At 71.3% G+C, this 11,250-nt stretch carries 11 protein-coding genes and 3 tRNA genes; 5 read left to right on the top strand and 9 right to left on the bottom strand.

From position 1 onward, the window contains the following. The 4 genes from ACQKIP_RS27615 to ACQKIP_RS27600 form a co-directional block, all read right to left on the bottom strand. Positions 1-870: ABC transporter ATP-binding protein (locus ACQKIP_RS27615; RefSeq protein ID WP_427744395.1), on the bottom strand; the 870-nt coding region annotated here is incomplete at its 3' end. Then, complete coding sequence (locus ACQKIP_RS27610; RefSeq protein ID WP_365852146.1) at positions 870-2,603, bottom strand: ABC transporter ATP-binding protein; 1,734 nt, start codon at positions 2,601-2,603, stop codon at positions 870-872. The genes ACQKIP_RS27615 and ACQKIP_RS27610, both read right to left, overlap by 1 nt. A gap of 236 nt (positions 2,604-2,839) precedes the next feature. Further along, positions 2,840-4,261, bottom strand: a complete 1,422-nt coding sequence (locus ACQKIP_RS27605) for a xylulokinase (protein WP_365852148.1) — start codon at positions 4,259-4,261, stop codon at positions 2,840-2,842. Between the two features lie 62 nt (positions 4,262-4,323). Further along, positions 4,324-4,626: a YtxH domain-containing protein gene (locus ACQKIP_RS27600; RefSeq protein ID WP_361189364.1), complete on the bottom strand. Its 303-nt coding sequence runs from the start codon at positions 4,624-4,626 to the stop codon at positions 4,324-4,326. A 180-nt stretch (positions 4,627-4,806) separates the two neighbouring features. Here ACQKIP_RS27600 and ACQKIP_RS27595 point away from each other — a divergent pair. The 3 genes from ACQKIP_RS27595 to ACQKIP_RS27585 all read left to right on the top strand — a co-directional run bounded on the left by ACQKIP_RS27595 (position 4,807) and on the right by ACQKIP_RS27585 (position 5,207). After that, positions 4,807-4,879, top strand: a tRNA-Asn gene (locus ACQKIP_RS27595). Positions 4,880-4,884: 5 nt separating this feature from the next. Further along, positions 4,885-4,957, top strand: a tRNA-Asn gene (locus ACQKIP_RS27590). Between the two features lie 176 nt (positions 4,958-5,133). After that, positions 5,134-5,207, top strand: a tRNA-Ile gene (locus ACQKIP_RS27585). Between the two features lie 155 nt (positions 5,208-5,362). Here ACQKIP_RS27585 and ACQKIP_RS27580 read toward each other — a convergent pair. Beyond that, a complete protein-coding gene (locus tag ACQKIP_RS27580; protein WP_365852150.1) occupies positions 5,363-5,764 on the bottom strand; it encodes a nitroreductase family deazaflavin-dependent oxidoreductase in 402 nt (133 codons plus the stop codon). A gap of 217 nt (positions 5,765-5,981) precedes the next feature. Between ACQKIP_RS27580 and ACQKIP_RS27575 the strand changes: the two genes are divergently transcribed. After that, on the top strand, positions 5,982-6,215 hold the full coding sequence (locus ACQKIP_RS27575) for a hypothetical protein (RefSeq protein WP_365852152.1): 234 nt from the start codon (positions 5,982-5,984) through the stop codon (positions 6,213-6,215). A gap of 36 nt (positions 6,216-6,251) precedes the next feature. Here ACQKIP_RS27575 and ACQKIP_RS27570 read toward each other — a convergent pair whose 3' ends face one another. From ACQKIP_RS27570 to ACQKIP_RS27560, 3 genes are all read right to left on the bottom strand, one after another. Beyond that, the gene (locus tag ACQKIP_RS27570) at positions 6,252-7,850 is read right to left on the bottom strand and encodes a GAF domain-containing protein (RefSeq protein ID WP_365852154.1); all 1,599 of its coding nucleotides are present in this window, start codon (positions 7,848-7,850) and stop codon (positions 6,252-6,254) included. Beyond that, positions 7,847-8,113 (bottom strand): CBU_0592 family membrane protein, encoded by a 267-nt coding sequence (locus tag ACQKIP_RS27565; protein ID WP_365852156.1) that lies wholly within the window; start codon positions 8,111-8,113, stop codon positions 7,847-7,849. Before ACQKIP_RS27565 ends, ACQKIP_RS27570 begins: the two co-directional genes overlap by 4 nt. Before the next feature lie 65 nt (positions 8,114-8,178). After that, the gene (locus tag ACQKIP_RS27560) at positions 8,179-9,216 is read right to left on the bottom strand and encodes a rod shape-determining protein (RefSeq protein WP_361189375.1); all 1,038 of its coding nucleotides are present in this window, start codon (positions 9,214-9,216) and stop codon (positions 8,179-8,181) included. Between the two features lie 235 nt (positions 9,217-9,451). On the opposite strand from ACQKIP_RS27560, the gene ACQKIP_RS27555 reads away from it, so the two are divergent. Further along, positions 9,452-10,729: an MFS transporter gene (locus ACQKIP_RS27555; protein ID WP_427744397.1), complete on the top strand. Its 1,278-nt coding sequence runs from the start codon at positions 9,452-9,454 to the stop codon at positions 10,727-10,729. A 28-nt stretch (positions 10,730-10,757) separates the two neighbouring features. Here ACQKIP_RS27555 and ACQKIP_RS27550 read toward each other — a convergent pair. Next, positions 10,758-11,250: HAD family hydrolase (locus ACQKIP_RS27550; protein ID WP_427744390.1), on the bottom strand; the 493-nt coding region annotated here is incomplete at its 5' end.

Below are 11,250 nucleotides of genomic sequence, written 5' to 3'. Positions count from 1 at the left end.
CTCGTACTGGGCTTGGTTCTGCGCGGCGAAGGCCTTCGCCGACTCCTCCTGACGGCCGAAGACCTTCACGAGGTTGTGCCCGGTGTACATCTCCTCGATGTGCGCGTTGAGCTTGCCGGTGGTCTTCCACTGCTGCACGAACTGCGGCTGCGAGCGCTTGCCGACCTTCGTCGCCACGAAGAACGACAGCGGCACGGTGACGAGCGCCACCAGGGCGAGCAGCGGCGAGACGTAGAACATCATGATCAGCACGCCGACGATGGTCAGCAGCGAATTCACCAGCTGGCCCATGGTCTGCTGGAGGGTCTGGCCGATGTTGTCGAGGTCGTTCGTCGCCCGGCTGAGCACCTCGCCGCGCTGCCGCTTGTCGAAGTACGAGAGCGGGAGGCGCGACAGCTTCTCCTGGACGGCGCCCCGCATGTGGAAGACGGTCTTGTTGATCGCGCGGTTCGATAGCCGCGTCGCCACCGCCATCAGCAGTCCCGCGATCAGGAACACGCCGAGAGCCAGCAGCAGGACCTCGCCCACGGCGCCGAAGTCGATGCCCTTGCCCGGCGTGAAATCGACCCCGGAGAGCATGTCGGCCATGCCGCCGTCGCCCTTGTCGCGCAGGCCCTCGATGGCCTGGTCCTTGGTGATCCCGGCCGGCATGTCACGGCCGACGATGCCCGCGAAGAGCAGGTCGGTCGCCTTTCCGAGGATCTTGGGGCCGAGCACGCTGAGCGCCACGCTGAGCACTCCGGCGGCGAGCATCCCGTACATCGTGGTGCGCTCGGGCCTGAACTGCGCGAGCAGCCGTTTGCCGGATCCCTTGAAGTCCATCGACCGGGAGTCCGGCCCCATCATCTGTCCGCCACCCGGACCGGCCATTACGCGGCCTCCGCTTCCGTCAGCTGGGAGAGCACGATCTCCCGGTAGGTCTCATTGCTCTCCATCAGCTCGTGATGGCGGCCCGTCCCCACGACCCGGCCCTCGTCCAGGACGATGATGCGGTCGGCGTCCCTGATCGTCGCCACGCGCTGGGCGACGATCACGACGGTCGCCTCGGCGGTCTCGCGGCCGAGCGCGGCGCGCAGGGCGGCGTCGGTCGCGTAGTCCAGGGCCGAGAAGGAGTCGTCGAAGAGGTAGATCTCCGGACGCTGCACCAGGGTCCGCGCGATCGCGAGCCGCTGGCGCTGGCCGCCGGAGACGTTCGTGCCGCCCTGCGAGATGGGCGCGTTCAGGCCCTCTTCCAGGCTCTGGACGAAGCCCTTGGCCTGGGCGACCTCCAGGGCGTGCCAGAGCTCCTCGTCCGTCGCGTCCGGGTTTCCGTAGCGCAGGTTGGTGGCGACCGTGCCCGCGAAGAGGTACGGCTTCTGCGGCACCAGGCTCACGGTCTTCGCGAGCAGCGCGGGCTCGACGGTGTGCACCGGCACGCCGCCCACCAGTACCTCACCCTCCGTGGTGTCGATGAGCCGCGGCACGAGGCTGAGCAGCGTCGACTTGCCGCTGCCGGTCGAACCGATCACGGCGGTCGTCTCGCCGGGCCGCGCGACCAGACCGACGCCCTTGATGACGGGCTCCTCGGCACCGGGGTAGCGGAAGCCCGCCTCGCGGATCTCCAGGTGGCCGTGGCTGCGCAGCTCCGTCACGGGCGATGCCGGGGGCACCACGCTGCTCTCGGTGTCCAGGACCTCCTCGATGCGCTCGGCGCAGACCTCGGCGCGCGGCACCATCATGAACATGAAGGTGGCCATCATCACGGACATCACGATCTGCATCAGATACGCGAGGAACGCGGTGAGCGCCCCGATCTGCATGCCGCCGCTGTCGATGCGGTGCGCGCCGAACCAGACCACGGCGATCGACGAGAGGTTCACGACCGTCATCACGATCGGGAACATCAGTGCGAGCAGCTTGCCGGTACCGAGCGAGACCTCCGTGAGCCGGGAGTTGGCCTCGCGGAAGCGGCCCTTCTCGTAGTCGTCGCGGACGAAGGCGCGGATGACGCGGTTGCCGGTGATCTGCTCGCGCAGCACGCGGTTCACGGTGTCCAGGCGCTCCTGCATGGTGCGGAAGAGCGGCCGCAGGCGCTTGACGATCAGGCTCACGCTGATCGCGAGGACGGGCACGACCGCGACCAGGATGCCCGAGAGCGGTACGTCGAGACCCAGGGCCATGATGATGCCGCCGACGCACATGATCGGCGCCGACACCATCAGCGTGAACGACATCAGGACCAGCATCTGCACCTGCTGGACGTCGTTCGTCGTCCGGGTGATCAGGGACGGCGCGCCGAAGTGCCCCAACTCGCGGGCGGAGAACGACTGCACGCGGTCGAAGACGGCGGCCCGGACGTCACGGCCGAGGGCCGCCGCGGTGCGGGCGCCGTAGTAGACGGCACCGACGTTGCAGATCACCTGGGCGACGGTGACGGCGATCATGATGCCGCCGAACGAGAGGATGTAGCCCGTGTCGCCCTTCACGACACCCTGGTCGATGATGTCGGCGTTCAGTGTGGGCAGGTAGAGCGAGGCGCAGGTCTGCAGGAATTGCAGCAGCACCAGCAGGGCGATGGGCTTCTTGTACGGACCCAGGTGGGCCCGCAGGAGTCGTATGAGCACGAGGTCTCTTCGAGAGGCGTGGGCAGGGTTCTTGGCGAGGTCGCCCCCATACTCCGGCACCGCACCCGGGTGCGTGCAAGCGATTAAGCCATGACCCGGTAAAAACATTGCCCAGGTACAGAACGGTTCGCCTCTGCGGGCGCGTCGTGGCTTGTCGCGCAGTTCCCCGCGCCCCTGCGGGGCGCTCACCCCCCCGGCCCTGCGGGGCGTTCCCCCGGCGGCCCCTGCGGGGCGCTCTAGAGTGCCCCCGGATGCGTCTGTTCCCGTACCGTTCGGTACTGCTGGCGGACCGCCTGGCCCACGGCGTGTTCCTCGCCCGGCTCGAAGACCTGGGCCGATGCTCCCTGCCAGTACGGCAGCCGGCCGTTGAGCGCCCAGGCCGCCTGGCGTGCCGCGCCGATCGCCGCGTAGTCCGCGGGCTGCGGCACCACGACCTGCGTGCCGAACAGCATCGGCGCCGCCGCCTGCACCGCGGGCAGCTCGGCCGCCGCGCCCAGCAGGAACACCCGGCGCACCTCCACGCCCCGCCCCCGCAGCACGTCCAGCGCGTCGCCGAGGCCGCACAGCATGCCCTCGAACGCGGCCCGCGCCAGATGCTCGGGCCGCATCGACTCCCGCCGAAGCCCGGTCAGCGTGCCCGCGGCGTGCGGCAGATTCGGCGTCTTCTCGCCCTCCAGATACGGCAGGAGTACGAGCCCGTGCGCACCCGGCGTCGACTTCATGGCCAGCTCGGAGAGCGCGTCGAGGTCGGCTGCCCCGAGCATCTCGGCGGCGCCGCGCAGCACGCGCACCGCGTTCAGTGTGTGCACCACCGGCAGATGCATGCCGGTGGCGTCCGCGAGCGAGGTGATCGTCCCGCTCGGGTCGACCAGGGCCTCGTGGTGCACCGCCATCACGGACCCCGAGGCCCCCAACGACACCACCGCGTCGCCCTGTTGCACCCCGAGCCCGAACGCCGCCGCCATCGTCTCGCCGGTGCCCGCCGAGATCAGCAGCCCCTCGGGCGTCGTCCCCGCGGCCTCCGCGGGGCCGATCACCTCGGGCAGCATCGCCTGGTGGCCGAGCGCGAGATCGACGAGATCGGGGCGGTACTGGCTGGTCGCCGCCGACCAGTAGCCGGTCCCGGAGGCGCCGCCGCGGTCGGTCGTGCGCCGCGCGGGCCTGCCGAGGAGCTGCCACACCAGCCAGTCGTGCGCCTGCATGAGGGCGGCGACGCGCTGCGCGGCCTCCGGCTCGGTCTTCGCCAGCCAGCGCAGCTTCGTCACGGGGTGGGCGGCCTGCGGGACGCAGCCCACGGCCTGCGCCCAGGCCTCGCGGCTGCCGAGGCCGTCGATCAGGTCGGCGGCGGCGACCTGCGCCCGCCGGTCGTTGCCGACGAGCGCGGGCCGCACCGTGTTGCCGTGCTGGTCGAGGGGGACGAGCGCGTTCTGCTGGGCGGAGACGCCGATGGCCTGCACGCCTTCGAGAAGTCCGCCGCCCGCCGCTTCGCCGAGAGACAGCAGCCAGGCCTGCGGGTCGACGTCCGAGGGCCGCCCGCCGTCGGGATTCTCCGTCGGATGCGGGGCATAGCCCTGCTTGAGTACGGCACCCGTGTCCGCGTCACAGACCACGATGCGAGTGAAATCGGGCGAACTGTCCAACCCTGCGACTATCCCCATGCCACGAATTCTGCCGCACCGCGCGACGTGTCCCGCACCTCAGCTCCCGGGAGCCGTCCCGGCTAGGTGTTGCTGGTGCCCCAGTCGTCCTCGCCGCCGCCCTGCCCGCGCTCGCGCAGCGACCGCACCCGGTCGCTCACCGAGTCCGGGACGCGGTCCCCCACCTTCTCGGACACGGAGTGGAAGGCCTTGCCCGCCACGTCGCGGCCCTGCTGGGTCGCGGACTCGACGGTGTTGCGCACGGCCGGGTTCTGCGCGATCTCCCGGGCGGACTTCTTCAGCTTCTCGTAGCGCTCGCGGCCGGCCCGGGTACCCAGCACGTACCCGAGAGCCAGACCCGCCACGAATGTGAGCCGGTAGCGCATGTCTGCCACCCTTCCCTTGCGTCGGCGTCGAGCGTCTGTTCGCTCGTCGGCTGCTCTGCGTCGGCGGTGGGGGATACCGATTGGCGGAGCACCCCCCTGCTTGCGCTAATGTATGTGTCGCAGCGACCGCCCGCCGCCTGGAGAGTTCCCAGGTAGCTGCGTTCGATGCAAACGAGACGATCCCCTGTAGCTCAATTGGCAGAGCAGCCGGCTGTTAACCGGCAGGTTACTGGTTCGAGTCCAGTCGGGGGAGCTCGGTCTCCTGTAGCTCAATTGGCAGAGCAGCCGGCTGTTAACCGGCAGGTTACTGGTTCGAGTCCAGTCGGGAGAGCAAGTGAGATGGACCCTTGAGATTCCCCTCAGGGGTCCATTTTCATGCCTGGTGGAACCATGCGGGCAGCCCTGCAGTCCTCATGGTCGAGCGATGCCGACCATCCGAAGCAGGAGATCGTATGAGCGGCTATGCTGCGGCAGACGGCGCGCACAAATGTGCGCGACGCGCCGTTAGGGGCGGTAGCTCAGCCGGTTAGAGCAGCGGACTCATAATCCGTCGGCCGTGGGTTCGAGTCCCACCCGCCCCACCGAGGCGCTGGGGCGCAGGAACGATTCCACCTGCGTCAACAGTGCAAACCTTCCGGCCCTGCTCTTTGCGGTGACATGCCGGGCGCGGGACAAGCGGTGGCCCCGCCGATCGGCGCAGGGTGCCACCGCGTCCCGCTTTTTTTCGGCCCGGCCCTCAGACGCGCTCCAGGACCACGACCGGGATCGACCGGTCGGTCTTCGTCTGGTACTCGTCGTAGGCGGGCCACGTCGCCGCCATCGTCCGCCACATCCCCGGCTTCTCGTCCGCGGTCGCGGTGCGTGCGCGGGCGGTGAAGCGGTCGCCCTTGATCTGCACCTGCACCTCGGGGTCCGCCTCCAGGTTCCGGAACCAGAGGGGCGGGGCGTCGGCTCCGCCGTTCGATGCCACCACGAGCACCGCGTCACCGTGCGGCCGGTAGATCAGCGGGGTGCTGCGCTGCTCGCCGCTCTTGCGGCCGGTGGTGGTGAGGATGAGCACCGTGGTGCCCTGCCAGTCGTGGCCCTCCTCGCCGTCGGTCTCGACGTAGCGCTTGACGTGTTCCTTGCCGAACAGCATCTGCTGTCTCCTTCGTGTCCTCGCGGGCCGGCGCCGGGCCGGCCCGACGTCATGGCAACCCTGCGCTTTCCCGGCTGCCGGGCGCCGAATCGACGCGCCCGACGGAGAGTGAGCTTCAGGTCCGGGATCCGGGGAACCAGGGCGTCATGAAGATATTGATCGTCCTGGTCGTCGTCGGCCTCGCCGCAGCCTGGTACCTCCAGTCGCGGAAGCGCCGGTGAGCGCGCACCACGGACCCGCGTCCGCCCCGCCGGTGACCGTGCACCCCCCGGTCGGCACGGGCGGCCGCCGGGTCACGGTCCGCGGGGAGATCCTCGGCCTCGCGCACTCCGATGCCGATGTCGTCGCGTTCCTGCGGGACACCGGGCTGCCGGACGCGGAGGAGCTGCTCGACGATCCGGCCCGGGTGCAGTGGCGCGGCGGGCACGCGCATCGCTATGAGGCGGCCTGAGCGGGTCACCCGGACCGGCGTGCGCCGGGCGGTCGCTCAGAGAGGCGCCTGCCACGTGGTCGTCGTGCCGGACCCGGCGCCGTCCGTCGTGCCGTCGTCGTACACCGTCAGGCGCACACCCTCACGGCCGTCCGGCAGCGTCGCGCGTGCGTCCACCGCCACCTCGATGCGCGTCACGTCGGGGCGGCGGGACGCGGTGGCCAGGGCGCGGCGCAGGGCGGTCAGGAGATGGCCCGCCGCCGGGTCCGTGACGCGGGTGTCGACGGCGCCGGAGAAGTGCACCGAGGGCTGTACGCCGACGACAGCCGCCGCGCCCGCCGTCTCGCGCAGCACCTTGCCGCGGAACGTGGTGGGGGCGTCGGCGGGCGGCTGCTGGAGCGCGAAGATCGCCGTACGGACTTCCTGGATGGTGGACTCCAGCTCGTCCACGGCCTGCTCCAGGGTCGACTCGACCTGAGGAGATCGGTCCCTGCTCCGGGTGGACTCCAGCATCATGCCGGTGGCGAAGAGCCGCTGGACGACGAGGTCGTGCAGGTCGCGGGCGATGCGGTCGCGGTCCTCGAACACCGCGAGGCGCTGCCTGCTCTGCTGGGCGTCCGCCAGGACGAGCGCCAGGGCGGCCTGCGAGGCGAACTGCGTGGCCAGCAGCCGCTCCACGGAGGTGTAGGCACGCTCGCCCCTGCGGCGGGGCAGCGCGAGCGTCCCGATGAGCCGTCCGTCGGCCTGGAGCGGCAGCATCAGGCTTGGCCCGAAGTTGGTCCGCACGTGGGTGGTCATCCGGGGGTCGGTCGCGGAGTCCTCGATGAACACCGGCTCACCCCCGAGCAGTTGTTCGAGGACCGCGCTGCCGGGCTCGATGGTGGTGCCGATGAGGTCGTTCTGGAGGTCGCGGGAAGGGGCCGGGGCCGTGCTCGGCGGATCGTCGGCGTCCTGCGCCGTCGCCGCCGCGACGATCCGCATGCCGCCCTGGTCCGTGGGTTGCAGGATCACCCCGGCGGAGGCGTTCGCGAGGATGCGGGCCTTCTCGGCGACCGTCATCAGGGCGTCGGACGCCGGTTCGCCGGTGAGCAGCGCCGTGGTGACCGCCGCGGCCCCGTCGATCCAGCGCTCGCGCTGCCTCGCCGCCTCGTACAGCCGGGCGTTGCCGATCGCGATGCCCGCCTGGCTCGCCAGGACGCGGAGCAGTTGCAGGTCCTCGTCGGTGAAGCGGCCCCCGCGCTTCTCGGTGAGGTAGAGATTGCCGAACGCCTCGTCGTGTACGTGCACGGGAACGCCCAGGAAGCTGTGCATCTCCGGGTGGCCCGGCGGCACGCCGCACGAGCGGGGGTCCGCCGTCAGGTCGTCCAGGAGGAGCGGCCGCGGCTCGCGGATCAGGGTGCCGAGGAGCCCCGAGTGGCCGTCGGGCAGCGGGCCGATGCGCTCCCGCTCGGCCTCGGTCAGGCCCGCCGTGAACAGATCGGTCAGCTTGCCGTGGCCAGGGTCGATGACGCCGAGCGCGCCGTACCGCGCGCCGGTCAGCTCGGCCGCGCTCTCCACGATGTGCTGGAGCGTGGTGTGCAGTTCGAGGTCCGAGCCGACGCCGAGCACCGCGTCCAGGAGCGGCACGAGGGGCAGGGGAAGGTCGGTGCCGCTCATCGCGCGGTGCCCGCCGGGTTCCCCGCGGCCCCGCCGCGCCGCGCCTTCCCGATCAGGCCCAGCAGCGAGACCACCATCCACGCACCCTCCAGAAGCAGAAAACCCCATTGCCTTTCGTAGAGAGCATCGCCCGCCGTGAGCCCGGACCCGGCGAAGTTCAGCCAGAGGTAGGACCAGGTGCCCGTGCCGAGCCTGCCCGCCTGGGCCAGGACGAAGGCGAGCAGGATCAGCGCGGAGCCGACCAGCTGCACGGTCATCGACATACGGGCACTCTTCCGCGGGGCGCGATCAGCGGGGGAGGGCTGGGGTCAGCCGGACAGGGGCGCGGTCAGCCGGAAAGGGGGTTGAGGGCCAGCGGCTGGATCTTGCCCTCCAGCATCGCCCCCAGGCCCATCACGGCGCAGACGTCGGGCCGCTCGGCGATCTCCACCGGCATCCCGGTCGCGTCCCGCAGCATCTGGTCCAGCCCCGGAAGCAGCGCGCTCCCGCCGACCATCATGATCCCGCGATCGGCCAGGTCGGCCACCAGGTCCGGCGGGCAGTCCCGCAGCACCTTGCCGATGCCGTCGAGCACCGCGGTGAGCGGCGTGTGGATCGCCTCGCGGACGGCGGCGGTGTCCACGTGCACCGAGCGGGCCAGGCCCGTGGCGACGTCCCGGCCGTGGATCTCGGTCGACTCGGGCCCCTGTGACGTGAGGCCGTTGCCGCGCAGGGCGAGCTGAAGGGGACGTACCGACTGGCTGGGCAGCATCAGTTCGTGGTGGTGGCGCAGGTGCTGGACGATCGCGTGGTCGATGGCCTCACCGCCGACCGGGATCCGCTGGGCGGTCACGATCGACCCGAGCGACAACACCGCGACCTGCGTGGTCGCGGCCCCGCACACCAGGATCATGGTCGCTTCCGGCTGCTCCACGGGCAGCCCGCAGCCGACCGCCGCCGCGATGAGCGTGTCCACGAGTTCGACCCTGCGCGCCCCGAGACCGACCATCGTCTCCACGGCGGCGCGGCGCGCCAGCGGGTCCGCGTCGTGCGGCGTGCAGGCGGCGGCGCGAAGCCGCGGCTTGCGGCGCAGATTGCGGCGGAGCTTCTCGCCGATCAGGTGCCGCAGCATGCGCTGGGCCATCTCGATGTCGACGACGGTGCCGCCGGAGACCGGACGTACGACCCGGATGTAGCCCGGCGTGCGTCCCGTCATCTGCTCGGCGAACCGGCCGACCGCGATGAGCGCGCCCGTCCGTGTGTTCACGGCGGCGGCGCTGGGCTCGTCGACGACGAGACCCGCGCCCTTCACGAACACCCGGGTCCTCGCGGCACCCAGGTCGACGGCGATGTGGCAGCGGCGCAACTGCTCCAGACTGACGGTCATGGCAGATCCTCCCGAGAGCGCAGACCGTACGGACCGCCGGACGACGGTCCCATCTCGCATCGTGCGGTGGCCGCGGGCGGCGCGCGCGTTGGGCTGAGCCGGGCGGGGTGCCGCCGCACGGGTGGTCTTGATCGCGTCGCGGGCGGCGCAGTTAGCATCCCGTGTGACGCAAACGCCCCCTGACGAAGACGAAGCCGACGGCCCCCGCATACCCGGAGCCGTCAGTAACCCCCCGCTGTCCCCGGTACCAGTGGAGCCCCGGGAGCCCGTCACGAAAAGGCGGATACTCGCCGATCTGACGCCTTTGCGTACGTCGGTCGACTACCGCCGCCTCTGGATCGGCAACACCATCTCCTGGCTGGGCCAGGCGATGACCGCCCTCGCGGTCTCCCTCCAGGTCTACGACATCACGCACTCCAGCTTCTCGGTCGGCCTGGTGGGGCTCTTCTCGCTGGTCCCGCTGGTGGTCTTCGGCCTGTACGGGGGCGCGATCGCCGACACGGTCGACCGGCGGAAGCTGGGCCTCTACTCCTCGCTCGGCTCGTGCGGGCTCTCGGTGGCCCTCGCGGCGGGTGCCTTCGCGGGCTTCCACCACGTGTGGTTCCTCTACTCCGTGGTCGCGCTCCAGGCGGTGTGCGGGGCGCTGAACTCGCCGGCGCGCTCGTCGATGATCCCGCGCCTGCTGCCGCCCGAGCAGTTGCCCGCGGCCAACGCGCTCTCGTCGATGACGACGACGTCGGGCACGATGCTCGGGCCCATGCTTGGCGGGCTCATCGTCGGCCTGTGGGGCTATCAGGCGGCGTACACGGTGGACGCGGTGGCTTTCAGCGCGTCCCTGTACGCGATGTGGCGGCTCCCCGCGATGCGGCCGGAGGGCTCGGAGGAAGGGGTGCGCAGGAAGCGGGCCTCGGTCCTCGACGGGCTGCGGTTCCTGGCCACGCGGCCGAACCTGCGGATGACCTTCTTCTCGGACATGTGCGCGATGGTGCTCGCGCATCCGCGGGCCCTGTTCCCCGCGGTCGCGGTGGTGTGGTTCGCGGGCGACGCGAAGACGGCGGGCCTGCTGGTCGCGGCGCCCGCGGTGGGCGCGCTGCTCGGCGCGGTCTTCTCCGGGTGGCTGGGGCGGATCAGGCGGCACGGGCTCGCGATCCTGTGCGCGGTGGCCGGGTGGGGCACGGCGATCGCCGTCTTCGGCCTGACGCGGAACCTCTGGCTCGGCCTCTTCTTCCTCGCCCTCGCCGGGTGTGCGGACACCGTCTCGATGGTGTTCCGGAGCACGATGCTCCAGGCGGCCGTGCCGGACGAGATGCGGGGGCGGCTCCAGGGGGTCTTCATCGTGGTGGTGGCGGGCGGGCCGCGCCTCGGGGACTTCATCGCGGGGTCGGTGGGGGATCTGAGCTCGCCGGGGGTCGCGGTGGTGGGCGGCGGCATCGCGTGCGTCGTCGCCGTGGGGCTGCTGGCCCTGCGGTGGCCACGGTTCGCCCGGTATGACTCGCGGGTGCCGGAGGCGTGAGGGCGGTGCACCCGGGGGCTCGGTGCTCTCAGGTGCCGCGGACCGCGTCGATCAGTGAGGCGAGCGAGTCGAGCGTCAGCTCGCAGCCGTCGGCCCGGAGCCTGCGGTAGGAACTCTCGTCGCGGCGGAAGCCGATGAACGGCAGTTCGAGCTGCCGGGCGGCGAGCAGCTCGGCCGACGAGGAGCCGACCATCACGCAGCGCCCGGCATCGGAATCCAGGGCGAGGAGCGCGCGGCGCAGGCAGTCGGGGTCCGGCAGCAGGGGAGAGCCGCCGCGGCGGCCGTGAACGCCGCCGGGCACCGCGGGGGTCAGGCCCCGCCGGGTCAGCAGTTCCGTCATGACGCCGGAGTCGCAGTCACCGGCGACCGCGACGCCGACACCGCGGTCCGCGAGGGCGTTCAGGAGCTGGGGCAGATGCGGGGTGGGCCGGGCGTTCATCAGGTTCTGCCGCTCGATGTAGGTGAGCCGGGTGCGCAGTTCGGCGGCCAGCTCATGGCTCTGGTGGGCGCGGAGCAGGTCC

The organism is Streptomyces sp. NPDC059900, assembly GCF_050270335.1.
Lineage (GTDB): Bacteria > Actinomycetota > Actinomycetes > Streptomycetales > Streptomycetaceae > Streptomyces.
The sequence above is the reverse complement of the archived record's forward strand: the minus strand, read 5'-3'. Positions and strand labels throughout refer to the sequence as shown.

Bases quoted from the DNA above. Each gene is read 5' to 3' on its own strand.
- ACQKIP_RS27605 (WP_365852148.1), bottom strand. From the start codon at position 4,261: ATGGGGATAGTCGCAGGGTTGGACAGTTCGCCCGATTTCACTCGCATC.
- ACQKIP_RS27600 (WP_361189364.1), bottom strand. From the start codon at position 4,626: ATGCGCTACCGGCTCACATTCGTGGCGGGTCTGGCTCTCGGGTACGTG.
- ACQKIP_RS27580 (WP_365852150.1), bottom strand. From the start codon at position 5,764: ATGCTGTTCGGCAAGGAACACGTCAAGCGCTACGTCGAGACCGACGGC.
- ACQKIP_RS27570 (WP_365852154.1), bottom strand. From the start codon at position 7,850: ATGAGCGGCACCGACCTTCCCCTGCCCCTCGTGCCGCTCCTGGACGCG.
- ACQKIP_RS27565 (WP_365852156.1), bottom strand. From the start codon at position 8,113: ATGTCGATGACCGTGCAGCTGGTCGGCTCCGCGCTGATCCTGCTCGCC.
- ACQKIP_RS27560 (WP_361189375.1), bottom strand. From the start codon at position 9,216: ATGACCGTCAGTCTGGAGCAGTTGCGCCGCTGCCACATCGCCGTCGAC.